This is a genomic window from Flavobacterium gyeonganense, assembly GCF_029625295.1.
Lineage (GTDB): Bacteria > Bacteroidota > Bacteroidia > Flavobacteriales > Flavobacteriaceae > Flavobacterium > Flavobacterium gyeonganense.
Genome location: NZ_CP121112.1, coordinates 3,910,003 through 3,934,566, shown reverse-complemented (window position 1 = coordinate 3,934,566; position 24,564 = coordinate 3,910,003). Strand labels below are relative to the sequence as shown.

Genomic DNA, 24,564 nt, shown 5'->3' with positions numbered 1-24,564 from the left:
TACAAATATAAAATGAAACATTTACTAGCATTACTTCTTCTCCTAACACTCTCATTTCAGGGCTATTCCCAGAAAAAAGGTAAAAAAAAGCCAATATCTAAAGCTAAAACCACAGCCGTTCAGGAAATCGCAATGGCAGCACCAATTATAGAAGAAAAAAGAATCCCAGATACTTTGCAGATTAAAAAAGGTAAAAAGTATGTTTTCCTGGTCGATGTAAACGAATATTCTTCACAAGGGAATACTGTCTATGCAGGCAATGAAGACAATTCTGAAAAAGCGGAACTGAATCGTAATTTTCCAAAAGAAAACCTAGAAATCATTACCATCAGTAAATACACCTATGTTCTTTTCGAAAATAAACAAACACTAGATATTACCGGAGACGGCCAGTCTTTTCAGGCATTTGCTTATTGGAGCGGAAAACTGGATGATAAAGTACAAGTAAAGGAAGGCACAAAAATGGCAACTGAATTTGTAGCAGAACAATTGAAATCGAAAAAAGAGTCTTCATACGTTATCAATACGAGAAAGTACAAAAAGGAAGTTGCTTCATTGCAAGGCAAAAACAAAATTACTGCCAAATCCAAAGAAGTGATGAAAGCGTTGTTGAGCGATCACTCCCTCCCTATTCCTGATATTAAATTAGATGATGAAGCCATTTTTAAACAGGGAACAGCAAAATTAAAAACGCTGGATTCTTACTTCCTTAAAAAGAAAGGTGTCCGGATTCCTTTAAAAAGTGTTTCCTTTAACGACCAAGGGCTTCCCACAGCCGTGACCTACTATAAAGATGAAGGAAAAAGCAACAGCAAAAAAGAATTCGTTTACAAAGATGGTATGCTTACAAAAATCACGAGAGAGGATCAGACTGTAGTCTGTTCTGTTAACTATGATGATAACAAAGTGATATTTAGCGGGAACGTTGGCGATGCCAATGAAACAACAGTATATTGGCTTGAGAATGGTAAACTGCTGCAAAAATCATATACCCTTATGGCGGATGACAAGTTTTCTTATATGAATACTTTTACAGAAGAAAAATTTGAAAACAATTGTATCTCGTATTATATCAATAATGTAGTCTGGTCAAATAACTGTGGAGGTACAGAGAACAAGTTTCCGTTTATTCATACCTACACCTCCTATCAGGATAAAGAAGTCCTGCAATACAGAAAATCCAAAATAGAAAAAAAGACGACAGGACTTTTGAGAAATATTACTCACAAGCAGAACGCGCCGATCAGAATGATGATTACAAACTTTGGGGAACCATTTATTTAGATGACTTTAATTTAGTAGATACCTACAGTTTCACAAAAGACAATGAAGCCAAAACTATCAAAGTAGATTATACTTGTTACGAATAACACATTTCGATAAAATTTAAAAAACGCTGTGAGACTTTTAGTTTTCATGGCGTTTTTTTTAGGAGCTGTTTCCTGCTATCCACTATATCTTTTATGAACCCCACCATAAAAGGATAACGCTGCTATCAGGGCTACGAAATTAGTTTTCATAAAGAAATATTTATTTTTGTCACAAAATGAAAACTTAAAAACTTTACGACTTTACGTTTTTTCGAGAGCTATCCCTCAACTTGCAACTAAAAAAAAACTTATTTATTTTAGTCTTCCATAAAAGCTAAAATAAAAATGACTTTCAATAAAGAAAAATACCTAAACAACCTAAATCAAAAAATTGAAAGTTACTCCCCTATTTCCGGAAAAACATGGAAATTTATTGAGGAAATCGCAGAATTCCAAACCCTTAAAAAAGGTGAAACACTATTACAAAATGGAGAAATCGCTAAAAACCTTCATTTTATAGCAAAAGGAATCCTGAGAGCATATATTACAGACCAACAGGGAAATTTCTACAATAAAAATCTCTTTTTCGAAAATGCATTCGCAGGTTCTAAAGTTTCATTGATGCTTCAAACCCCTTCAAATTTTACAATTGAAGCTTTGGAAGACTGTTTAGTAATCAACATTGACTATAAAAAATATATGACGCTGATTAACGAAAATGAAGATCTCAAAAACTTCTATATCGCTCATTTGGAAAAAAACTGGATTATCGAAAAAGAGCAAAGAGAAGTTGCGCTCGTTATGCAAAATGCTACTGAGAGATACGTACAACTTCTTGAAAAACATACTGATATTGCAGACCGTATTCCGCTACTGCATATCGCATCGCATTTGGGAATCACGCCTACTCAGTTAAGCCGAATCAGGAAGAGTCTCGAAAAAGATTTATAAATCAACATATGTAAAGGTTTTTCAAGAAGGCTAAATTTATCTTTGCTGTATTATTAATTTCGTCATTAAAAAATGAAAAATATAAATCTCATAAAAGATAATATCGACAATCTAACCGGTTTTTGGAAAACAGTTGGAGTTCCTTCCCAAGCCTACAAAAAACAGGATGCAATCGAATACTGCAAAATACAAAATTCCGGCTGGCCTAATAAGTTGTGGTTTAGAGAAGATATTAAAGAAAGTGATGTCTCAAAAATCATTGAAATTGTAAAAAACAATCCTGGTTTGGTAATTCCATATTGGGATATTTTTGAAAGTAATTCCAGTCATTTTCTGGAACAAAACAGTTTTGAAATCAAAACGGAACAGATTGGAATGTTTTTAAAGCTGAATAAAAAATTCACACTTCAGGATAATTTAACTTTCAAAAAAGTAATTACTGAAGAAGATGCCAAAATCTGGTCAGAGGTTTATCCCAATGCTTTTGGATACGTCATCAGAAAAGACATTCTGATTAAGGATTATCAAAACGCACATTTCTATTTGGTATCTGCAGATAAAAAACCAATCGGAACTTTTATGCTTTACCAAACAGAAAAAGATATGGGGATTCATGGTGTTGGCGTAATTCCCGAAATGCGCAGAAAAGGTTTTGCAGAGGAAATCATGAAATTTGCCATAAATCTCTCTATCGATTTAAATGCCGAAACCGCACATTTACAAGCCTCAGCAATGGGAAAAGATATTTATACCAGATTGGGTTTTGAGGATTTATTTGTAATTCGAAATTATGTTTTGAAAAGGGAGTGCATGGCTAACGGATAATACGGATTCGCTAAACGAAACGTTGGTAAAACGGATTTTTTGTCATTTCGACGAAAGGAGAAATGACTGAGGGAGAGCAACTCACTGCTGTCGAGTTACTAGTGTAATTTCTCCCAAAAGCTCGAAATGACAAGATTGCGATTACTTTGCCAAAAATTTTCAAGTAAATTATACAGATTTAAGCAACCCCATCCTGCTTAATTCTTTCTTCTATCATCTTTCTTCTTCCAATCTAAAAAAAATCATCAATATGTCCTAAATGCCCCTAAAATAGTCAGAAATACCTGTTTCATAAAAAAAATAGTAATGGTAGATTTGTATTGAATAATTAACTAATAACTATTTTAAAACAAACCAATGAAAAAAGAAAAAATTATTTTCTGGACTACGACCATTCTTATTTTTCTGTTTGAAGGTGTCATGCCAGCCCTTACATCACAGACAGAGCTGGCAAAAGAAGGAATAAGGCATTTAGGATATCCTGAATATTTCGGAAATGCATTAGTCATTTTCAAAATTTTGGGCGTATTGGCATTAGTGATTCCGCAAGTACCAAATCGTATTAAGGAGTGGGCTTATGCCGGTTTTGCTTTCGACTTTATATTCGCATCAATAAGTCATTTTGCAGTTGACGGATTGGATTTTCAGGGATTCTTTCCTTTAATCATTCTGGCGATTTTAATGACTTCTTATATCTATCATCATAAAATAGAACGTGCTAAAAACAGTTCTATATAAATCCAATTGCGATGATAGAAGTTTTTAAAACAAATGTTCAGGAAGCAACACAGTCAGAAATGATTATAGGGCGGCTTCTTGAACATTTCCCTAACAGCGTCATCAATTTTGATCTGGAGGACTGCGATAAAATTCTGCGTATCCATGCTTCCGAAATTTCAAATCATAAAATAATCGAACTTCTAAATTCACATGGCTTTCAGTGTGAAGTACTTTTATAAAACCTTAATTTACTGATTAACAAAACAATAAATAAAAATCGTAATTTTAAGTTTCAACTTTAAAATAGTACAAAATGAATATACCGGCAGCACATCAGACTATCATGCCTTATTTGATTTTACAGGGCGCTACAAAATTTATCGATTTCACAAAAAAAGTTTTCGGCGCTGCTGAGACTACTACAAAATCACTTCGGGAAGACGGAACTATTATGCATGCCGAAATTACCCTAAACGGCAGCACGATAATGGTAACTGATGAAAATACCGACTGGGCAAAACAAACTGCAAACTTATTTGTATATGTTCATAATGCAGATGAAACATATAAAAAAGCAATAGAAAACGGTGCAGTTTCTTTAATAGAATTAAGCAATCAGGATTACGGAAGAACCTGTGGGGTAACCGATCCTTTTGGAAATGTATGGTGGATCACTTCTGTAAATAATGCGCATCTTAATTAAAAATTATGAAAATGGAATTAAAACAAGAAATTACCACAACTTTTGAACAATTAAATGAAACAATTTCTTTATTTACGCAAGAAGAGATTAATCGTATTCCGTTTGAAGGAAGCTGGACAGCTGGTCAGGTGATCCGACATATTATAAAAGCAACATCTGGCTTTACTAAAGTTTGCGATTCAAATACCAAAAAGTTAGATCAGCCAGCTGATGCTAAGATTGCTACACTCAAAGAAATATTTCTCAATTTGAATAAAAAATATGAGTCACCCGATTTTATATATCCGGAAAGTAAAGAATACGACAAAATTAATCTGCTAGCCACACTCCAAAAGATCAAAAATGAAATGCTGGGCATAGCCACCAATTATGATTTAACGCTTACCTGCATGGATTTTGAAATACCCGGAATAGGAAATTTAACTATTTATGAACTGCTTAGCTTTGGAGTTTTTCATACGCAAAGACATACATATCAACTAAAAAATATCTGTACTTCATTAAAAAATAATCCCGAAGCTTAAACAGATAACGGCTGATAATGCTGTATCATTTCTAAAAATACGGTTTCTGTACGGGAAAAATATTGTCTGTTGCTGCGGCTTTTTTTAACTTCTCAAAATATTCTTTAATAGTTCCGTCTTCATAAGTTGAAATCAATAAAGGATGTACATAATAGTTTTTGCAAACATTTCGTGTGTTTCCTAAAGCTTCAGCAGTAACATCAAAAGCAGTCAAAATATTTTTCTTGATTTCCTTTTCATTTTCTGCAATCCCTAATTCCATTAATGCTTCAAAGAAAATGACAGATGCTGACCATGTCCGGAAATCTTTCGCACTAAAATATTCTCCTGATATTTCATGCAGATATACATTGACCATGTGACTGTCCAGAATTCTCTTTTCGCCATTTTCATCATAATATTTAAAAACCTCCCAGCCTGGAATTTCCTCACATTTACTGACTAATTTAATGAGTCTTTTATTTCGGATAGTAATGGTATGCTGTATTCCCTTTTTGCCGGTAAATTCAAATTTTATTGCATTCTTATCAATGTTAATGTGCCTTTTTCTTAGGGTAGAAAGCCCATAAGATTTATTATCTTTAGCATACTTTTCATTTCCTATCCTGATATGGGTTTCTTCCATCAAACGAATTACCAGTGCTACGACTTTTTCTTTTGACCATTCTTTTTTCTCTAAATCAGAATCGACCTGTTTTCTAATAGCAGGGAGCATTCTCCCAAAATCGGCTATTTTATAGAATTTGGTTTGATTGCGGATTAAATTCCATTTTGGATGGTAACGATACTGCTTTCTGTTTTTCTGGTCCAGGCCAATCGCCTGAAGATGACCATTGGACAAATCCGAAATCCTGACATTTTCCCATGCAGGCGGGAGTACCAGACTGTGGATACGTTTTAGCTCACTCTTCTTTTTAATGTGCCTTCCATTTTTTTTATAAACAAAAATATCCCCTTCTTTATATCTCTCTATGGGCATAGATTTATCACTTACATAAACTAAATCTAGTTTTTCTATAGCCTTTTCAGGTTTTGTGATTAAAAGGGTCATTAATTTTTCCTGGGATTTTGTATTTGTTTTCATAATATCTCTATATTGAATAAGAAACTTTGTATTTTCCATCACTATTCTTTTAATTTTAATTACCTTACAGAGATTAATTTTTTTGTTCTAAAAAAAGCTTCTTAACTCTCTACAAATTTTATTGATTAAAATGATTCGTTTTAATCCTATTGATTTTTTTATTGACTATAAAAGTTCTTATAACGAACTGATTCTCTTATATAATTCCCACATTAAACCTTTTGAGTTAATTTTTTAGCTGATTGGATTAAATACAGGCTTGCTTCTAAAATAATTTTATATCAAAATAAATTAAGTAAGGAAATTAACTACAAAACAATTAAAATTCTTTGGTTCTTATATAATCCGAATGATTTATTAAACAAAATAAAATGATCCCAATGAAAACGCTACAAACTATTAAATCGAAAATTATTTTCATGTCTACTTATCCGCCGACTCAATGTGGTATTGCCACTTATACACAAGATACCATCAAAGGGATTATGGACGTATATGGAAATTCAATCAGCTGTGAAATTTGTGAACTGGTAAAATCTCCCAAAGAAAATTCAACTCAGGCTTTTACATTAAATACAAACGACAAGAAGGACTATGTAAGAGTAGCCGAAGAAATTAATAATGATGATTTGGTAAAACTGGTACACATTCAGCATGAATTTGGTTTATTTGCCGGCAACTATGGAGATTATTTATTAGAGTTTTTAAATGCTATAAAAAAACCGGTAACCTTTACTTTTCACAGTGTTATTCAAAATCCAAATAACGAATTAAAAACTTTTGTAAAATTACTTTTAAGTTACAGTAATTCTGTTTTTGTAATGACAAATCAATCTCAGGAAATCCTAATGAGAGATTATAACATTCAGGAAGACATTATCACATGCGTACCACACGGAACCCACGTTGTGGTTTATGAAACACCTGAACAGGCCAAACAAAAATTCAATGTGGAAGGCAGAAAAGTACTTTCTACTTTCGGACTTTTGGGTGAAGGAAAAAATATTGAGACAGGGTTACAGGCTTTATCTAAAATTGTAGAAAAAGAGCCAAATGTGCTTTACCTGATTATCGGAAGAACGCATCCTAATTTAATTATAGATGGTGTTGATCATTACCGTAATAAATTAGAAGCCCTTGTTGATGAATTAAACTTACATAACAATGTTCGTTTCATCAATCAATATTTAGAAACAAATGAACTTTTGGATTACCTGAAAGCAACAGATGTCTATTTGTTTACTTCAAAAGATCCAAATCAGGCTGTAAGTGGTACTTTTGCTTATGCAATGAGCTGTGCATGCCCTCTTGTTGCATCAAAAATCCCTCATACTTTAGAAGTCCTAAGTTCAGATTGTGGTGTTTTGGTTGATATTGGAAACGTTGATCAGTTTGCTGAAGCAACGCTTAAACTACTTTCTGATGATAATTTAAGAGAGGAAATGGGTAAAAATGCTTTTCGCAAAATGAGAGCATCTTCATGGGAAAATGTTGCCATAACACACATGAGCAGATACACTGACCTAATAGAAAACGATACTGTAATTGACTTCGATTATCCTGAAATTCACCTGAAACACGTTAAAAAACTGACAACCGAATTAGGAATGATTCAATTCAGTAACATTTCTATTCCGGATTTATCTTCTGGTTATACTTTGGATGATAACGCCAGAGCATTGGTAGCCGTTGGGATGCACTATAAATTAACGGGCGACAAAGATGATTTGCCTTATATGCTGATTTACCTCGATTTTATTCACCGTTGTCAAAAACCGGACGGAAGCTTCATTAATTATGTTGATGAACACAACAGAGAACATATCGAACAAAATGCAGAGGTAAACCTTGAAGATTCAAACGCCAGAGGAATCTGGGCATTAGGAAGCGTGATTGCCTTAAAAGATATTTTACCGGAAAACATTGTACAAAAAGCTTCAGAATGTTTTCTGAAAAGCCTGCCTTGGGCTGAAACGATTCAGTCACCGCGTTCGATCGGATTTGCCACAAAAGGATTGTATTTATACAATTCTGCAATCCCAAACTTGTATGTTTCGGCAATTGTCAATAAACTGAATGCAAAACTGGTTTCCAGCTACGAAATCAATGCTACCGAAGACTGGAAATGGTTCGAAAATTATTTAACATACGGAAACGGAATCCTTCCTGAATCTATGTTGTACGCCTATTTGGTAACCAACAAGCCTATTTACAAAAAGATAGCACTGGAATCCCTGGATTTCCTTCTGTCAAAAATGTTTACTAAAAATGGCTTCAAAGTTATTTCAAATAACGGGTGGTACCATAAAGGTTCAGAACCTCAGGAATATGGAGAACAACCAATTGATGTTTCATACATTATACAGACACTAAACGGCTTTTACAATGAATTCAAAAATCCGTTATATAAAGAATATATGAAAACCGCATTTAACTGGTTTTTAGGCAAAAATCATTTAAATCAGATTATGTATAATCCGGTTAGCGGAGGCGGTTATGACGGCCTTGAAAAAGACAATATAAATCTTAACCAGGGTGCAGAATCGACCGTTTGTTATCTGACAGCCAGATTAATCATGGAGAACTTTAAAGAAGCCGAATGCAAGGTAATTGATCTTGTTAAAACAAAGGCTGACCTGATTATAAATTCTTAAAGTGCTTATATATTTTTCAAATCCAATCCCTTTTTAGCGAAAGGGATTTTTTATTTAGAATTGTCTAAAACGTCACTTTTTTATAATTATTGCAACAGAATGAAAATTATATAAGGTTGCAAAAAAGTTGTGTAAAGAATTTTAACAAGTATCGAGGTAACTTTCAACTACAATTAAAAAGCAATACAAAATTGTTAAAAAACTGATTTTCAAGACATATAACTCTAAAACTAAAGATTTTGATTCTAACCTTAAAAAATACTTTCGAAGATGTAGGAAATGCAACAATGTTTGCAGTCCGGTTTTTTAAAGAGCTGTTTGTTCCGCCTTATGAAACCAGACAGTTCCTTAAACAATGTTATGTTATTGGTTATAAGTCATTGCCATTGGTAGCCATAACAGGGTTTATCATGGGTCTGGTACTTACTTTACAATCAAGACCTACCTTAGTAAAATTTGGCGCCGAATCATGGCTGCCAGGTATGGTCGCTCTTTCCTTAATCCGTGAAATTGCGCCTGTAATCACCGCTTTGATTTGTGCCGGAAAAGTATCATCCGGAATTGGCGCCGAATTAGGCTCTATGAAAGTGACCGAGCAAATTGATGCTATGGAAGTTTCGGCTATTAACCCTTATAATTATTTAGTCGTTACCCGAATCCTTGCTACCACTTTAATGGTTCCCATACTTGTGTTTTTTGCAGATGCTATTGGAGTTTTCGGAGGTTATATAGGTGTCAATATACATGGTGACATGAGCTTTTACAGATACATCACAAAGATATTCCAGTCACTTGAATTTCTGGATTTGATTCCGGCCACTATAAAGACTTTTTTCTTTGGATTTTTTATTGGAATGATTGGATGTTATAAAGGATTCAATGCTTCCAACGGGACAGAAAGTGTCGGAAAGGCTGCAAATTCTGCAGTTGTAACAGCTTCTCTTTCGATTTTCATTATTGATATGCTTGCCGTTCAGATAACCGATTTATTTTTTAAGATGATTAAGGAAAAAGAAAATACAGAACAAATAACCAATGCGGGTAAAAAAACTCCCATAATCGAAATCAAAGATTTACATAAAACTTTTGGTAAGGATAACCAGGTTTTAAAAGGAGTAAATTTTACCGTGAACAAAGGCGAAGACTTAGTCATTTTAGGACGCTCCGGTTCTGGAAAATCGGTAACCATAAAATGCATTGTCGGACTTATTACACCTGATAAAGGCGAAATAAAAGTCTTTGATGAAAATGTTCTGGAACTTAAAAAAAGGAACTCAATGAAATGAGGGTCAGAATTGGATTTTTGTTTCAAAGCGGTGCTTTATATGACTCAATGTCAGTAAGAGAAAATCTCGCTTTTACCCTTAAAAAACACAAGCGCGATCTAAGTGCGGATGAAGTTGAGAAGGAAGTTATAGAAGCCCTGGATAGTGTAGGACTGACCGATGCAATTGATAAAATGCCATCTGAATTATCAGGAGGAATGCGCAAAAGAATAGGCCTGGCACGTACTCTCATTTTAAAGCCTGAAATTATTTTATATGATGAGCCCACTACAGGATTAGATACGATTACGTCAAGAGAAATAAGCGAATTGATATTAGATATCAAACAAAAACAAAAAACCACTGCAATCATTATTACACACGATATGCCTTGTGCAAAATTAACCGCTGACCGCATTATCGTTTTAAAAGAAGGTACCATACAGGCAGAAGGAACTTACGAAGAATTAGAAAAAAGTGAAGACGAATGGGTACGCTCATTCTTTGAATAAAAATATAAAACCAAAAACAAAGATCATGAAGAAGCAATCTGGATATACCTGGAAATTAGGAATGTTTGTAACAATAGGTTTACTGCTTTTTATACTGGCAGTTTACTTTATCGGAAAACAAAAAAATCTTTTTGGATCTACATTCCGAATTACATCTAGTTTTAAAACTGTAAGCGGATTGGAGGTTGGTAATAATGTACGATTTTCCGGAATCAATATTGGGACTATAGACGAAATTCAGCTGGTGAATGATTCCACCGTTGTAGTAGGAATGGTCATTAAAGATGATGTCCGCGAATTTATTAAAACAGATGCAAGGGCAAGTATTGGATCTGACGGACTGATGGGTGATAAAGTACTTACCATATCTCCGGGAGTAAAGTCGCAGACAGCAATTGAAAATAATGGTCAAATTGCCTCAGTCAGCAGTGTAGAAATGAGCGACATTATGAAAACCGTCAAAAAAAGCATGGATAATGTAAGCGTAATTTCCGAAGAACTGGCGATTTTTAGTCATAGTATGAACAATGGTAACGGAGCTCTGTCAAAATTAATTAGCGATCCGGGAATGGCAAACGCTATGGATAAAACCCTTAACAATCTTGAAAAAGGAACGAAAGGTTTCAGTGAAAATATGGAAGCTGCCAAAAGCAACTTTCTGCTAAGAGGTTACTTTAAGAAAAAAGAAAAAGAGAAGGAAGAAAAACTGGAAGAAGCAAAAGAAAAAAAGGAAGAACAGCAGGAAAAAGCGGAGAAAGAAAAGGAAGAAAAATTGAAAGAAGAAAAGAAAAAAGCAGAGGAAGCAGCTAAAAAAGCTGAAGAGAACAAAAAAAAGAATAAATAAAGTTAGCGTGCATGAATTCCAACTTCAAACATATTGCCTTTAAAACAGCAAAAATTTCAGGAATAGTAATAGCAAGTATTTTGCTGTTACTTTTTTTGATTCCGTTGCTTTTCCCGGGAACTGTTGCTTCTGAAGTAAAAAAAATTGCCAATGAAAGATTAGACAGTAAAATGGAGTTTTCAAAATCTCATTTTTCATTCTTTACACACTTTCCTTCACTCACAGTTTCACTTGACGATTTATCCCTTACAGGCTCTGCACCTTTCAAAAATGACACTTTGCTGAAAGCTGAACAGGTTTCTTTTGGAATAAATATTAAAAGATTATTATTCGACAATGAAGTAAAAATTAATGAATTATATGTTTCAAAAGCAGATATAAATGTGATGGTAAACCAAAAAGGAGAAGCCAATTATAACATTTATATTGCTCCAAAAGATGTGAAAAAGGATAAAAATGCTCCTGAAGAAGGAACTGCAATTCGCCTGGAACGTATTGATTTTAAAGATTGTCATATCAAATACAACGACCGCTCGGCTAAAATTCTGGTTGATGCAAAAGGTTTCAATTATGTTGGAAAAGGGAACTTAAGCGAAGATATTTTCGACCTCAATACGGATGCAAAAATTGATAACGTAGATTTTTATTACGACCGAACAGCTTATCTCCGAAAAAAAAGAATTGCGTGCCGATTTAATTACACGAATAAATACAAATGCACTTTCATTCATCCTTCAGAAAAATGAATTAAAAATCAATAAACTGCCTTTAAAGTTCACCGGTTTATTTACTATTTTAAGAGATGGATACAAAATCAATATTAAAGCTGCTTCAGAGGATACTACTGTAAAAGATTTATTATCTGTAATGCCTCCGGAATATTTAACATGGCTTGAAGAAACCAAAATTTCTGGCAAAAGTGATTTGATTTTTACTTTTAAAGGCAATTATAATGTATCCAAAAAGCAAAAGCCGGACTTGGCTTTTAATCTAAAAGTTAATGAAGGCGCCATCGATTATCAGAATGCCCCTGCCCCATTGACAGATTTTCAAATGAATGTGAATGCTATTATGCCTTCACTGGATATGGAGAAACTTTTAGTGAATCTAAATACATTCAGGTTTAAAGTGGGCGAAAAAGATTATTTCACTGCTTATTTACGAAGCAAAGGTTTTACCGAAATGGATGTAGATGCAAGCGTAAAAGGCGCATTGGATCTGGCAACTGTAGATGCTGCTATAGGCTTAAGCAGTTTAGAACTCAAAGGAATTTTAAAAACCAATATTCAGGCAAAAGGCAAATTCAGTACTTCAAAAAAATTATTCCCAAAAACCATTGGCGGAATTTCATTACGCAATGGCTGGCTTAAAACAGATTCGTATCCTAACCCAATCACCAATATCACTTTTGTAGCCAATACACTTAATAAAGCTGGCACCTACAAAGATTTGATAATAGCTGTGGCGCCTGCCTCTTTTGTGTTTGAAGGCAATCCGGTTTATGTAAATGCAGCACTTTCAGATTTTAGTGATCTGGCTTATAATGCAAAAATCAAGGGAGAACTCAACGTGGGGAATATTTACAAGGTATTCTCGAAAAAAGGAATGGATGTTTCCGGCTATGCCAAAGCAGACCTTTCACTTCAGGGAAAACAAAGTTATGCTACAAACGGACAGTATGATAAACTGAATAATAAAGGAACTATTATACTAAAAAATATCAAGGCAACATCAGAACTTTTTCCGAAGGCATTTTTTATCAAACAGGGCAACTTCAGGTTTCAGAATGAAAAAATGTGGTTCGAGAAGTTCTACGCTACTTATGGAAAATCCGATTTCGATATCAACGGATACCTTTTGAATACAATCAATTATTTCCTGGAATCACGCGGAACACTAAGCGGTAATTTCAATATGAAATCGAAACTGATCAATGTAGATCAATTTATGGCTTTGAAAAAAGGCGAAAACACAGACCGGAAATTAGAAGTAGAATATGCAAAAGAAGATCATCCAAAAATGAGCGGAGTAGTTATTATACCCGAAAATTTAGATGTCAGCCTTACCGCAAATGCAGATAAAGTCGAATATAACGGTCTTGTCTTTAACGATCTTAAAGGAAAAACAGGTGTCTCTAAAGGCAATTTCTATTTGCAAAATGCCGTATTTAATATTATTGATTGTGCGCTGGTGGTTGATGCATCATACACAGATGAATCTCCTACTGCAGCTCGTTTTGATGCACATTTTCGTGCAAAAGATTTCAGTGTTCAAAGAGCTTATAAAGAAATCCCGATGTTTCATGAGATGGTTACTGCCGCCGAAAAAGCGCATGGAATTATCTCTGTAGATTATAAAGTTAAAGGCGATCTGGACGGAAATATGAGTCCTATATACGAATCTCTTGAAGGAGGCGGTACGCTGAATCTGCGCGATGTAAAAATCAAAGGCCTTAAATTATTTGACGGAATAAGTTCTAAAACCGGTCAGGATGGGCTAAACAATCCTGATATGAAAGGTATCGAAATCAAATCAAAAATTGATAAGAATCTCATTCACCTTGAACCATTTACTTTCAGTGTAGCCAGTTTTAGACCCACTGTAAAAGGAACAACCAGCTTTAACGGATTACTGGACTTAAGAATGCGATTGGGGCTTCCGCCATTTGGGATTGTTGGTTTTCCAATAACCATTACCGGTACTCATGAAGAGCCGAAAATAAAAATATTCAGCAAAACAGGAAAAGAAATACTTGGTGCTGTTTATAACGAAAAAAGCAATACAGTAATAAAGAAAGAAAAAGTGAAGTAAAATAAATGCAATATTAAAAAGACACTTATCTATAAGCACAAGCGAAATAATATAAAAATCGACGCCAAACCCCTAAAAACATGAAATTACGCTCAACAGAAAGTTTCTGGCCCTTGAAACATGCAATGAACACTAGTTATCCATCATTAGATTCTGATATTGAAACGGAAATTTTAATCATTGGAGGCGGGATTACCGGAGCCCTCATTGCCTATAAGCTTATTAATGAAGGAAAAAAAGTAGTTGTCGTTGACCGCCGTGACATTGGCAACGGAAGTACAGCAGCAAGTACTGCCCTGCTGCAATATGAAATTGACGTTCCGCTGCATGAACTCATTAATTTAAGGGGTAAAGAATGCGCTGTTGACAGTTATAACAACGGAAAAAAAGCCATCTTTGACATCCGAAAAATTATAGACGATGTAAAAAGCGACTGCCATTTTGAATTCAAAAAAAGCATTTATTTCTGCTCTTTAAAAAAAGATATTCCGTTTTTAAAAAATGAATTTAATGCCAGAAAAGAACATGGTTTTGATGTAAACTGGCTTGAAAGATGGGATCTGGAAAAATATGGGTTAAATGCTATTGCTGCTATAGAATCCACAACAGCTGCCGTGATGGACCCGTACAGACTTGCGCAAGATTTATATGTTTATTGCGAAGAAAAAGGAATGCAGATTTTTGACCGTACAAACATTGTTTCGACAGAAAATCAAAAAGAAAAAATGATTGCCCGAACGCAAAATAAATATACCATAAAAGCAAACCACATCATCCACTGCAGCGGTTACGAAAGCACCGAAACCCTTAAAGAGAAAGTGGTGAACTTAAAAAGCACTTATGTAATTGCATCTGAAAGCATACCAGGATTATCTACTGCATTTAAAAATTGTATCTTCTGGGATACATCAAAACCCTATCTCTATTTTAGGAGTACTCCTGACAATCGAATTATTATGGGCGGTGGAGATGAAGATTTTAAAGATCCCGTAAAACGTGACAAATTTCTGCCAAGAAAAGAAAAGTTTCTTTTACATAAATTCGAAAAAAAATTCCCGAAAATTAATTTCAAAATAGATTATTCATGGGCTGGTACTTTTGGAGAAACCAAAGACGGCCTGCCCTACTTTGGAAAACCAGATCCTGATGTAAACGAACACTACATTTTAGGATTTGGCGGTAACGGAATCACTTTTAGCGTTATGGCCATGAATTCTGTTTTGCATTCTATAAAAAACAAAACAAACCCGGATTTAGAATATTATCGATTTGGAAGATGATTTTATCCGCATAAATCTGGTTTATCTAATTATTCGATAATCAAAACTTCGTTTGATTTTTGTAAAGAAAAATAAATATCTTTGAGTAACTCATATTAGTAAATGATAGCTCCAATTTACCTGATTCTTGGGTATTTTAGAGCTATTATTTTTATATAAGTAGTTAGATAAGTTTTAAATGCAAAATCAATGAAAAAAACGCTTCTTACGATTTTAATTTTGGGTGGAATAGGATTTTTTTCTTGTAAGCAATCTTCTAAACCAACTAAAGATATAACCAAAAAAGAAACTTCAGATTCTACAAAAAATATCCAGAATAAAGAGATCTTTAACGATAAAGATATTTATAGCCAATTTGAATATCTGGATAATAAAGACAAAAAAATTATTATACAAAACGGCTTGCCAAGAGGCGGCATGAAATATACTGATGCAAAAGGTGACGTTTATAATTATGCTGTATTTTGGACTAATATAATCAACGAAACAGATCATACTTTTGAATTGAATTTTAATATCCCATTAAATGCATTTGAAGTTCCATCTTTGCCAGGTAAATATTATGAAGTAATAATACCTGAAGACACAATGACGATTAAAAAATTCCCTGTGTATTTATATGGTCTTAAAAATCTGGAATCTTTTTTAGATGACAATGTTCATAAATTATCTCATTCTAAGAGAATTATCAAGCCAAAAGAATCTACTGCTTTTTATTTTGTAATACTTTGTTTGGTTGACGGAGCACATGGAACTATGCGAACAGGTCTAAGCATAAAAAAGGAAAATCTTTTTTATAAAATAAAAATTGATGGTTCCAATAGCAACAGCAAATCCAATGAAAAAGAAGTAAATTTTGGACATATTAATTTAAAAAACCTGAGAATAAAGGAATAATAGGCCAGTTTGGCAAAATGAAGCGTACAGTGTAAAAATTCAGGTTCAGTTTTTCAATTACCATAACTTTAAGCAACCTATAAAAATAACTAACATGTCAAAACTTAATAAAATTCGGGAAAAATTTAACCTGACTCAGGAAGAACTTTCTGCCAAATCCGGAATTTCAGTAAGGACCATACAACGTATTGAGTCAGGAAATGAGCCCAAAGGTCAAACACTTAAAATATTAGCGAAGACTTTAGGGATACAAGAAAATGAATTAATTCAAAAACAAGAAATTCCTAACGAAATTAACCTGACATTGCTTAAATTAATTAATTTATCTTCCTTACTTTTTACTGTAATCCCACCAATAAATATAATTATCCCTCTTATTATTATGCTTGCTAAAAAGCAATTTAACCCATTAACAAAGCAAATTGTTTCTGTCCAGATTTTATGGACGGTTCTTTCGGTTATCCTTTTTATGCTTTCAGCTTTTATGAAAAACTGGTTTTCATTAGGCAGTAAGTTTATGCTGATTGTTATGATTGTTTTAGTATTGTCTAATGCATTCATCATTCTCAGAAATACAGCCGAGATAGACAAAAAAGAAAAGCTATTTTTCCGTCTGAATTTCAATATTATATGAGTGTTTTTGAAAGTTGGCGGGTTATTGTCAGGATATTGGCGGGTAGTTTTTTAGGATAAAAAAGAGTCTTTGGTGCATTTTTGAAGAAAAAAAGATGAAAAAACAATTCTTATTTATCGTATCCTTTACAACATTATTTATTTTAAGTGTCAATGCACAAATAGATAAAAATTCAGCCTTATTTATAACACTTAAAAAGCAGGATAGCATTTTCTTTGAAAAGGTATTTAATCAATGTGATTTGGATTATCTGAAAAATCACATTACGGCTGATTTAAAATTTTATCACGACAAAAGCGGGTTTCAAAATAGAAGCTTATTTTTTGAAAACACGCAAAAATACATTTGTTCAGATTCAGAAAAAAAACCAATCCGCAAGATAGATACAAAAAGTGTAGAAGTCTTTCCTCTATTTAACAACAGTAAATTATATGGGGCAATCCAAAAAGGAATTCATCACTTCTATTTAAGAGAAAAGAGTAAAGAAGATATATGGACTAGCACGGCAAAATTCACTCATGTATGGATTTTGGATAATGATAATTGGAAATTAAGCGAAATCCTGAGTTATGATCATCAAAACACAGTTGTTGAAACCGACAAGAGTAGTGAAATCCTGAGTTACGACAATCAAAAAGCAGTTGTTGAAACAGATAAGAGTAGTATTGAACAATTATTAAAACGAAATAATGTTCCTGCATTGGGAATTGGGATAATCGAAAGTGGAAAATTATCCAAAATTGAAGTTTATGGAACTTTAGACAAAGAAAAAACTGCACCCTATAATACCATCTTTAAAGTAGCATCTCTGACGAAGCCAATCTTTACGTTGACTATATTAAAACTAATTGATAAAGGATTACTGGATTTAGACGAGCCTTTATATAAATATTGGATTGATCCGGATATTAAAAATGACGAAAGATATAAAAAGCTGACACCAGAAATAGTTCTAACACACCAGACAGGTTTTCCAAATTGGCGTTATTTGACCCCATCAAATAAACTAACTTTTCAGTTTGATCCGGGAACAAAATATCAATATTCGGGTGAAGGTTTTGAATATTTGAGAACTGCCGTTGAAAATAAACTTGGTAAAAGTATAGAAGAACTTGCAAAAGAACTCTTATTTGACCCTTTAAAAATGTCAGATACTCATTTTTGGTGGGACAGGGAAATGGACGAAACAAGATATTCCCAAAACTTCAACGAGAAGGGAGAAAAATTAGAAATCGAAAAATACTATGAAGCAAATGCTGCGGCAAACCTTTTAACTACGATTGAAGATTATGGAAAATTTTTAGAGTATATGATCAATGGAGCCGGACTTACTGAAAGTTTGTTTCAGGAAATGATAAAACATCAGGTAAAACTTAAGGAAAATGATTTCTTCGGATTGGGTTGGGAAATTTTAACTGATTTCAGCAAGGATGAATTTGCTTTACTACATACTGGAAAAGACCCTGGTGTAAGCACATTAGCTATATGGTTTCCTAAATCAAAAAATGGCTATATAATTTTCCTGAATGGTGATAATGTGAATAGTATATATGAAGAATTATTGACCAGACAGCTTTATCTTGGAAATGATTTGTGGAATAAAAGATAGGAAAACGTTATTTAAAGCATCATAAACAACTCAAAATAAAAAACTGAGAAACTAAGGTTTTTAGACTAAAAATAGTCTGTTATCAAAAAAGTACTAAATAATCAAATAATAAACCTTAGCCTCTCAGTGTTTTTATTACTATGCTGTAATAGCCAGCTGATTTTGACTGAATTTATATTCTTTTGGGCTACAATTAAATTTTTGCTTGAAGATTTTAGAGAAATAACTTCTGCTTGTAAAACCAATACAATACACTATTTCAGAAATATTTAAGTCGGAGTTTTTAATTAAAAATTCGGCTTTTAAAATTCGCATGTGTGTGATAAAATCATTTACCGTTCTGTCATGAATCATTTTAAAACCTTCCTGTAACTTATTAGGTGACAAGCCAGACAGCTTACTAAGCGATTTTATAGTAAATGGTTCTTCAGGACTTTGTTTTATAAGATCTGAAAGTTTTTTTATTTCTTCCATCTCTTTTAGTGTCAGACAGCCTGATTCTTTTAAGCAGTTATTCATATCATCAGAATGCTGCTGGATTTCCATTGCCAGAATAATTTTCAGAATGCCTTCTTTTAATAGATTACGAACAATTCCGGTTTCGGTAACGGCATTTAACTCCTCGATTTTTTCGGCTATTTTTAAATTATAAGAACCTACATAGAAAAAATTACCTGAAGGGTTCTTTTCGAAAAAAGTTTCCTTTACTTTGCGATTCAAAAAATTATTTTCAGCAGAATCAGCATTTTGAGTCCCGACCACGATTAAAGTCACTTTTGTATTGGTATTCTTTTCAAAAAACAAAATATTATCTTCATTTTGTCTGGATGAAACTATAGCAGTCTGAAACTTTTTCAGTTTTCTTTCAACACCGGACATTCCAAAACTATGTGCTAAATTTCCCTTTGAACAATAAGCGAAATATACTGGAGAGATATCCGGATTTCCGATACAGATTCTTACATCTTCAGAAAAAACCATATCAAATTGCAAACAGGAAACAGCATCGCCGAAAGAAGATCCTACAATAGTACCTTTGGCAAAATTATTGTTGACTTCTAAACCATATTCATCTGAATCAAAAATTATCTTACCTCCTAAACTTTGGGTTAGTTCTTCGAATATATTTTTAATTTTATCGTTATGTATAGTTACTATTTTCATTTTGCTCGGATTTAAAATTCTAAAACTATTTTTATACCTTAAGAACTGATTTGCAATATTTTTCTTCTAATGTGGAATTTCAAAATTCGTTTAAAACACCTTCAAAAATGTTATATAATTTTTCAGATTTGTTTTATAATTACTTCTACTTTCTTTTAAATAAATAAAATATGGAAAGTTTTTCTTTTGCTCCTATCGCTCCAACTCATGCCACAATCTTAATTTTAGGAACAATGCCTGGTACAAAGTCATTGGAAATACAGCAATATTACGGTCATCCACAAAACAACTTCTGGCGTTTTATGTTTGAAATTTTAAATGAAGATTTTTCTAAAGATTATGAAACAAGGAAAAATCTTTTAATCAAAAACAACATCGCCTTATGGGACGTTCTGCAATTTTGTGAAAGAATAGGCAGTCTTGACAGTGCTATTAAAAATGAAGTAACAAATGATTTTGAGCAATTTTTAAAAGAACATCCAAACATTACAACCATCTTCTTCAATGGACAGAAAGCAGCTGCCTTTTTTAAAAAATATGTATCATTAGACAATAAGTATCAGCTAATGACGCTGCCCTCTACAAGTCCCGCTAACGCCAGTAAGACTTTTGAATCAAAACTGAATGAATGGAAAATCATTAGTCATTCCCTTAAAGTTTGAATGATATAACATTATCAAATCAAAGTGTAAAATATCTAATTCATGTTTAAATAATTTTACCATCATAAATTTTAAACATAAAAATCATGAAAAAGATACTTTTAGCAAGCAAAGTAGTTTTAGGAGCAGGAATTGTTTTACTGAGTTTAAACTCCTGCAAAAATGAAGCAAAACAAGAAGACCCAAAAGAAGTTGCAGAGGATCAAAACGAAGCAAAATTTGACTCTATAGATTCTAAAGAAGATGATTCTGAATTTTTAGTTGATGCAGCAGAAATCAATCTGGCTGAAATTGAAATTGGAAAACTTGCCCAAACAAAAAGTACCAATCCTGAAGTTAAAAAATTTGGTAAAATGCTGGTTGATGAGCATACAAAATCAACTGCAGATGTTAAAGCCATCGCAGATAAGCGTAATTTTTCATTGCCAACTTCAATCACTGAAGAAGGTAAAGACGAATACGATAAACTTAACGAAAAAACAGGAGTTGATTTTGACAAGAAGTTTGCCGATATGATGGTTGACGGGCATGAAAAAGCAATTGATAAATTTACTAAAGCATCTGAAACTGCTAACGATGCGGAAATTAAAGCATGGGCTTCAAAAAATGTGGTTGCATTAACTGCACACCTACAGCATGCTAAACAGCTTAAAGAGGCTTTAGATAAAAAATAATACCGAAAAACAATACTTTACCGTATTGGTTGTTCATTTCTTTGGAAAAAAGCTATTTTTTTAAATAGCTTTTTTACGTTTCACCAAAAACAAAACCTATCATGAAAGTGCAATCTTATCAAAATCACATTCGATTTTATACACCACATCATTTCATCTATTACCCTGTTCTGATTGTTTTTCTGGCTTTTAGCATTTATTTTGCGTTTACCACTCCACAACACTTAATCTGGGGGGTCATTGCTGTAGTTTTTATATTCCTGTTTTGTCTCGCGTTTATGCTGCGCCAGCATTATGCCTTGATCTTACAAAACAGAATTGTTAAACTGGAGCTTCGATACCGTTATTTTGTACTTACCGGAACCCGATTTGAAACCATTGAAAACAAATTTACAGACGATCAGATATTTGCATTCCGCTTTGCGCCTGATGCTGAATTTTTATCGCTAACTGAACGCGCACTTACAGAAAACCTTTCTGGAGACGATATAAAAAAGGCTATAAAACACTGGAAAGGCGATTATAACCGGGTGTGATTAAATTACATTCAGGGTGTGCCACCATCCCGATAAGAGGGCAAAGCTACATTGCGGTTATACGCCCTCTTATCACGATGCTGTCGCGCTATCCGCATTACTTCGGTAATTTGCTCCTATCGCTCACACGATACAGAACATTAAAATAAAACCTGGAACTTAAAAAAATATAGGGAGAAACCTTTATAATGCTAATTTTTCTGTTTACTAAAACTTACATTTCCTTACTCTGAACTTTCCAGCTGCAGCACGACTTTCTGATAATGTTTACTCAGCGAAAACAATTGTTCTGCAAAAATCATAATGGCAATCGGAACAAATAAAAATGTCAGTAAATTTTCTTCGTATAGAAAATAAGTGGTTACGATAAATATCCGGCCATATTCGAGATAATACATCCATTTTCGCTGTTCCAATAAAGCACCGCAATTTATCAGTGTAATTAGAATAAAAGACAAAACAAAAACTTTATCCAAAAGATTTAAAAACTCAAAATAATAAGTAAAAACAGTTAAGAATAAAATACAGACTCCTAATTGTATATAGAGATAATTACGAAATCTCAGCCTTTGATGCGTATTGCTTTTATCCTGCAAAAAACGTTTTTCTAACATGGGCCGAATATCCTGATCCATATGGGCCGGACTCCCAAAAACGGCATTCCATCTGGCTTTAAACCCTTTCGATCGTTTCCATAATTCATAAATCTCAAAGTAATAATGTGTATGCTGCCATAGGAAACTATAACTTTTTAACGGGTGGGTTAAACCGTATTTTGGTTTCTCTTCCTCCTCCTGAAAAGTGCCAAAAATACGGTCCCAAAAAGTAAACATATCACCGTAGTTTTTATCGAGATATTTTTCGTCAGATGCATGATGAACTCCGTGAATTGATGGCGTAACAAAAACGTACTCAAGCCATTTTATTTTTCCGATAAGCTGCGTATGTGTAAAAAAAGAATAAGCTCCGTGCACAATCAACATCGTGATTACCATATCAGGGTGAAACCCGACGAGAGGAAGAACACACCAAAACCCCGTTCTAACAACTGCCTGCAAAGTCGTGATTCTGGCTGCCGCAGTAAAATTAAATTCTTCACTATGGTGATGCACAATATGTGCCGCCCAGAAAAAATTAACTTCGTGCCCGAGCCTGTGGTACCAATACCAAACAAAATCAGTTGCTAAAATTAAAGCAAACCATACAAAAAAATTGCTCGGAATATCTAAAAACCTATAGTTATCATATATAAAAAAATACAGCTGATAAAAACTCCCTGCGACAAAAAGATTAATTAATCTTTCTGCAATGCCAATACTAATGTTCGAAACTGAGCTTTCGTAATTGAAGATCTCCGGTTTTTTTTCCGCTGTGCCAGTTTATATTCCAAAAATAAAAAAATGAAAAACGCAGGCATAGCGAACGCGAGAAAATTAATATGTTCCATTTTTAAAAATTACTTTTTAACTGATAAACAACTTATTATGGTTCAATTTAAGATTTAACCCAAAAGACATTTTCATTAATTACAATTTCTAACAACTAATGAAAATATCTTTTACTTAATTCCTTTCAATTCTTAATTCTGTTTGAATTTAGGTTCTTTCAGCGCTACTTCTTTTACAGATTGTGTGTCTGCCACTTTTTGCAGAGCAATAATATAGGCTGCAATTCTAGGGGTAACATTGTATTTGTCCGCAATTCTAAAAACAGTTTCAAAACCTTTTTCGAGTATATCTTCTAAACGTTTATTAATTTGATGAATTCTCCATGATTCTAACAGTGAATTCTGAAGCCATTCGAAATAAGAAACAGTCACTCCTCCTGCATTTGCCAGAATATCCGGTACAACCAAAACATTATTTTGATGCAAAATCTGATCTGCATCTGAAGCAACCGGGCCATTTGCCCCTTCTACAATAATTTTGGCTTTAATATCATTTGCGTTTTGCTGTGTTATAACATCCTCTTTTGCTGCCGGAATTAGTACATCAACCTCCAAAAGCAATAATTCTTCATGCTTAATAGCTACCGAATTGGGATATCCTTTAATACTCTTATTATTCAGGTTATAATATAAAATCAGTTCCGGAATGTTAAGTCCATCGGGATTGTAGAAAGCTTCTGAAACATCGCTGACAGCCACAACTTTTAATCCTTTTTCATATAAAAACAAAGCCGAATGCAAGCCCACATTTCCAAATCCCTGAATGGCAACTGTCGATCTTGCCGGTCTCAGTTTTAATTTTTGAAGCGCCAGAAGCGTAATAATGCTTACTCCCTTCCCTGTAGCTTCTACTCTTCCCAAAGAACCTCCGGAATGTAAATGTTTCCCTGTCACAACAGCATGAATCGTTTTGCCGTGAACCAAAGAAAATTCATCCATTAGCCAGCCCATTTCATCAGGACCTGTTCCCATGTCCGGCGCAGGAACGTCTTTTTCCGGACCAAAAATATCTGCTAATGCTTTTGTGTATGCTCTGGTAATTTTCTCTAATTCTGTTTTAGAATGTGTTCTCGGATCGCAAATAATTCCGCCTTTTGCTCCTCCAAACGGAATTCCGGTTACAGCAGATTTCCACGTCATCCAGGCTGCCAAAGCTTTTACCTCATCAAGGTTTACAGCTGTATCATAACGAATTCCTCCTTTTGACGGTCCTAAGGCTGTATTGTGAATAACACGGTATCCTTCAAAGTTTTTAGTTGTGCCGTTATCAAGTGTGATAGAAAAATTTACAACAATTTGCTTTTCTGGTTTCTGCAATTTCTGTCTGATCGATTCATCAAGGTTTAAAATATCAGCTGCGATATTAAAACGGTCAATCATTGACTGAAAAGGATTCTGTTTAATTATTTCTAGGCTCATAATTTTTAGTTTTAAGATTTTGATTCAATTAATTGTGAA

General features: G+C 33.7%; 22 protein-coding genes and 2 pseudogenes. 20 read left to right on the top strand and 4 right to left on the bottom strand.

Features of this window, described 5'->3' with window-relative positions; genetic code table 11:
* The first annotated feature begins 12 nt into the window (after positions 1-12).
* The 7 genes from P5P89_RS16970 to P5P89_RS16940 all read left to right on the top strand — a co-directional run bounded on the left by P5P89_RS16970 (position 13) and on the right by P5P89_RS16940 (position 5,033).
* Positions 13-1,284 (top strand): hypothetical protein, encoded by a 1,272-nt coding sequence (locus P5P89_RS16970; protein ID WP_278009381.1) that lies wholly within the window; start codon positions 13-15, stop codon positions 1,282-1,284.
* 371 nt (positions 1,285-1,655) lie between these two features.
* On the top strand, positions 1,656-2,261 hold the full coding sequence (locus P5P89_RS16965; protein ID WP_278009380.1) for a Crp/Fnr family transcriptional regulator: 606 nt from the start codon (positions 1,656-1,658) through the stop codon (positions 2,259-2,261).
* A gap of 72 nt (positions 2,262-2,333) precedes the next feature.
* On the top strand, positions 2,334-3,086 hold the full coding sequence (locus P5P89_RS16960) for a GNAT family N-acetyltransferase (RefSeq protein WP_278009379.1): 753 nt from the start codon (positions 2,334-2,336) through the stop codon (positions 3,084-3,086).
* A 357-nt stretch (positions 3,087-3,443) separates the two neighbouring features.
* Positions 3,444-3,824, top strand: coding sequence for a DoxX family protein (locus P5P89_RS16955; protein ID WP_278009378.1), 381 nt, complete (start codon positions 3,444-3,446; stop codon positions 3,822-3,824).
* A gap of 11 nt (positions 3,825-3,835) precedes the next feature.
* Positions 3,836-4,045 (top strand): hypothetical protein, encoded by a 210-nt coding sequence (locus P5P89_RS16950; protein ID WP_278009377.1) that lies wholly within the window; start codon positions 3,836-3,838, stop codon positions 4,043-4,045.
* A 74-nt stretch (positions 4,046-4,119) separates the two neighbouring features.
* A complete protein-coding gene (locus P5P89_RS16945) occupies positions 4,120-4,509 on the top strand; it encodes a VOC family protein (RefSeq protein WP_278009376.1) in 390 nt (129 codons plus the stop codon).
* A gap of 11 nt (positions 4,510-4,520) precedes the next feature.
* The gene (locus P5P89_RS16940; RefSeq protein WP_278009375.1) at positions 4,521-5,033 is read left to right on the top strand and encodes a DinB family protein; all 513 of its coding nucleotides are present in this window, start codon (positions 4,521-4,523) and stop codon (positions 5,031-5,033) included.
* Positions 5,034-5,064: 31 nt separating this feature from the next.
* On the opposite strand, the gene P5P89_RS16935 is transcribed toward P5P89_RS16940, so the two are convergent.
* Positions 5,065-6,117, bottom strand: coding sequence for a DNA topoisomerase IB (locus P5P89_RS16935; protein WP_278009374.1), 1,053 nt, complete (start codon positions 6,115-6,117; stop codon positions 5,065-5,067).
* 380 nt (positions 6,118-6,497) lie between these two features.
* Here P5P89_RS16935 and P5P89_RS16930 point away from each other — a divergent pair, with 380 nt between their 5' ends.
* The 10 genes and pseudogenes from P5P89_RS16930 to P5P89_RS16885 all read left to right on the top strand — a co-directional run bounded on the left by P5P89_RS16930 (position 6,498) and on the right by P5P89_RS16885 (position 18,623).
* Positions 6,498-8,771, top strand: coding sequence for a glycosyltransferase (locus P5P89_RS16930; protein ID WP_278009373.1), 2,274 nt, complete (start codon positions 6,498-6,500; stop codon positions 8,769-8,771).
* Between the two features lie 239 nt (positions 8,772-9,010).
* Positions 9,011-9,766, top strand: a pseudogene (locus tag P5P89_RS16925) (MlaE family ABC transporter permease); the annotation flags it as partial.
* 3 nt (positions 9,767-9,769) lie between these two features.
* Positions 9,770-10,548, top strand: a pseudogene (locus tag P5P89_RS16920) (ABC transporter ATP-binding protein).
* A gap of 25 nt (positions 10,549-10,573) precedes the next feature.
* Positions 10,574-11,392, top strand: a complete 819-nt coding sequence (locus tag P5P89_RS16915; protein WP_025571731.1) for an MlaD family protein — start codon at positions 10,574-10,576, stop codon at positions 11,390-11,392.
* 11 nt (positions 11,393-11,403) lie between these two features.
* On the top strand, positions 11,404-12,138 hold the full coding sequence (locus P5P89_RS16910) for an AsmA family protein (protein ID WP_278009372.1): 735 nt from the start codon (positions 11,404-11,406) through the stop codon (positions 12,136-12,138).
* Positions 12,074-14,203 carry an AsmA-like C-terminal region-containing protein gene (locus tag P5P89_RS16905; RefSeq protein WP_278009371.1) on the top strand — a complete coding sequence of 710 codons (2,130 nt, stop codon included), beginning with the start codon at positions 12,074-12,076 and terminating at the stop codon, positions 14,201-14,203. The genes P5P89_RS16910 and P5P89_RS16905 overlap by 65 nt, the downstream gene beginning before the upstream one ends.
* 80 nt (positions 14,204-14,283) lie before the next feature.
* Positions 14,284-15,483 carry an NAD(P)/FAD-dependent oxidoreductase gene (locus P5P89_RS16900; RefSeq protein ID WP_278009370.1) on the top strand — a complete coding sequence of 400 codons (1,200 nt, stop codon included), beginning with the start codon at positions 14,284-14,286 and terminating at the stop codon, positions 15,481-15,483.
* Between the two features lie 189 nt (positions 15,484-15,672).
* The gene (locus tag P5P89_RS16895) at positions 15,673-16,380 is read left to right on the top strand and encodes a hypothetical protein (protein ID WP_278009369.1); all 708 of its coding nucleotides are present in this window, start codon (positions 15,673-15,675) and stop codon (positions 16,378-16,380) included.
* Positions 16,381-16,474: 94 nt separating this feature from the next.
* Positions 16,475-17,014: a helix-turn-helix domain-containing protein gene (locus P5P89_RS16890; RefSeq protein ID WP_278009368.1), complete on the top strand. Its 540-nt coding sequence runs from the start codon at positions 16,475-16,477 to the stop codon at positions 17,012-17,014.
* 94 nt (positions 17,015-17,108) lie between these two features.
* On the top strand, positions 17,109-18,623 hold the full coding sequence (locus P5P89_RS16885; RefSeq protein ID WP_278009367.1) for a serine hydrolase domain-containing protein: 1,515 nt from the start codon (positions 17,109-17,111) through the stop codon (positions 18,621-18,623).
* A gap of 138 nt (positions 18,624-18,761) precedes the next feature.
* Here P5P89_RS16885 and P5P89_RS16880 read toward each other — a convergent pair whose 3' ends face one another.
* Entirely contained in the window at positions 18,762-19,787 is a 1,026-nt protein-coding gene (locus tag P5P89_RS16880; RefSeq protein ID WP_278009366.1) for a helix-turn-helix domain-containing protein, read from the bottom strand.
* Positions 19,788-19,957: 170 nt separating this feature from the next.
* Here P5P89_RS16880 and P5P89_RS16875 point away from each other — a divergent pair, with 170 nt between their 5' ends.
* The 3 genes from P5P89_RS16875 (at position 19,958) to P5P89_RS16865 (ending at position 21,659) form a co-directional block, all read left to right on the top strand.
* Positions 19,958-20,449, top strand: a complete 492-nt coding sequence (locus P5P89_RS16875) for a DNA-deoxyinosine glycosylase (protein ID WP_278009365.1) — start codon at positions 19,958-19,960, stop codon at positions 20,447-20,449.
* A gap of 86 nt (positions 20,450-20,535) precedes the next feature.
* Positions 20,536-21,123 (top strand): DUF4142 domain-containing protein, encoded by a 588-nt coding sequence (locus P5P89_RS16870; RefSeq protein WP_278009364.1) that lies wholly within the window; start codon positions 20,536-20,538, stop codon positions 21,121-21,123.
* A gap of 101 nt (positions 21,124-21,224) precedes the next feature.
* The gene (locus P5P89_RS16865) at positions 21,225-21,659 is read left to right on the top strand and encodes a DUF6526 family protein (RefSeq protein ID WP_278009363.1); all 435 of its coding nucleotides are present in this window, start codon (positions 21,225-21,227) and stop codon (positions 21,657-21,659) included.
* A gap of 224 nt (positions 21,660-21,883) precedes the next feature.
* Here the strand turns inward: P5P89_RS16865 and P5P89_RS16860 are convergent, their stop codons facing one another.
* Together P5P89_RS16860 and P5P89_RS16855 are read right to left on the bottom strand one after the other, a co-directional pair.
* The gene (locus P5P89_RS16860; RefSeq protein WP_278012033.1) at positions 21,884-22,849 is read right to left on the bottom strand and encodes a sterol desaturase family protein; all 966 of its coding nucleotides are present in this window, start codon (positions 22,847-22,849) and stop codon (positions 21,884-21,886) included.
* 389 nt (positions 22,850-23,238) lie between these two features.
* Complete coding sequence (locus tag P5P89_RS16855; protein WP_278009362.1) at positions 23,239-24,525, bottom strand: Glu/Leu/Phe/Val family dehydrogenase; 1,287 nt, start codon at positions 24,523-24,525, stop codon at positions 23,239-23,241.
* Between the last annotated feature and the right edge of the window lie 39 nt (positions 24,526-24,564).

Excerpts from the sequence above, each read along its gene's own strand:
- P5P89_RS16970 (WP_278009381.1), top strand. The coding sequence starts at position 13 with ATGAAACATTTACTAGCATTACTTCTTCTCCTAACACTCTCATTTCAG.
- P5P89_RS16965 (WP_278009380.1), top strand. The coding sequence starts at position 1,656 with ATGACTTTCAATAAAGAAAAATACCTAAACAACCTAAATCAAAAAATT.
- P5P89_RS16960 (WP_278009379.1), top strand. The coding sequence starts at position 2,334 with ATGAAAAATATAAATCTCATAAAAGATAATATCGACAATCTAACCGGT.
- P5P89_RS16955 (WP_278009378.1), top strand. The coding sequence starts at position 3,444 with ATGAAAAAAGAAAAAATTATTTTCTGGACTACGACCATTCTTATTTTT.
- P5P89_RS16950 (WP_278009377.1), top strand. The coding sequence starts at position 3,836 with ATGATAGAAGTTTTTAAAACAAATGTTCAGGAAGCAACACAGTCAGAA.
- P5P89_RS16945 (WP_278009376.1), top strand. The coding sequence starts at position 4,120 with ATGAATATACCGGCAGCACATCAGACTATCATGCCTTATTTGATTTTA.
- P5P89_RS16940 (WP_278009375.1), top strand. The coding sequence starts at position 4,521 with ATGGAATTAAAACAAGAAATTACCACAACTTTTGAACAATTAAATGAA.
- P5P89_RS16935 (WP_278009374.1), bottom strand. The coding sequence starts at position 6,117 with ATGAAAACAAATACAAAATCCCAGGAAAAATTAATGACCCTTTTAATC.
- P5P89_RS16930 (WP_278009373.1), top strand. The coding sequence starts at position 6,498 with ATGAAAACGCTACAAACTATTAAATCGAAAATTATTTTCATGTCTACT.
- P5P89_RS16915 (WP_025571731.1), top strand. The coding sequence starts at position 10,574 with ATGAAGAAGCAATCTGGATATACCTGGAAATTAGGAATGTTTGTAACA.
- P5P89_RS16910 (WP_278009372.1), top strand. The coding sequence starts at position 11,404 with ATGAATTCCAACTTCAAACATATTGCCTTTAAAACAGCAAAAATTTCA.
- P5P89_RS16900 (WP_278009370.1), top strand. The coding sequence starts at position 14,284 with ATGAAATTACGCTCAACAGAAAGTTTCTGGCCCTTGAAACATGCAATG.
- P5P89_RS16895 (WP_278009369.1), top strand. The coding sequence starts at position 15,673 with ATGAAAAAAACGCTTCTTACGATTTTAATTTTGGGTGGAATAGGATTT.
- P5P89_RS16890 (WP_278009368.1), top strand. The coding sequence starts at position 16,475 with ATGTCAAAACTTAATAAAATTCGGGAAAAATTTAACCTGACTCAGGAA.
- P5P89_RS16885 (WP_278009367.1), top strand. The coding sequence starts at position 17,109 with ATGAAAAAACAATTCTTATTTATCGTATCCTTTACAACATTATTTATT.
- P5P89_RS16880 (WP_278009366.1), bottom strand. The coding sequence starts at position 19,787 with ATGAAAATAGTAACTATACATAACGATAAAATTAAAAATATATTCGAA.
- P5P89_RS16875 (WP_278009365.1), top strand. The coding sequence starts at position 19,958 with ATGGAAAGTTTTTCTTTTGCTCCTATCGCTCCAACTCATGCCACAATC.
- P5P89_RS16870 (WP_278009364.1), top strand. The coding sequence starts at position 20,536 with ATGAAAAAGATACTTTTAGCAAGCAAAGTAGTTTTAGGAGCAGGAATT.
- P5P89_RS16865 (WP_278009363.1), top strand. The coding sequence starts at position 21,225 with ATGAAAGTGCAATCTTATCAAAATCACATTCGATTTTATACACCACAT.
- P5P89_RS16855 (WP_278009362.1), bottom strand. The coding sequence starts at position 24,525 with ATGAGCCTAGAAATAATTAAACAGAATCCTTTTCAGTCAATGATTGAC.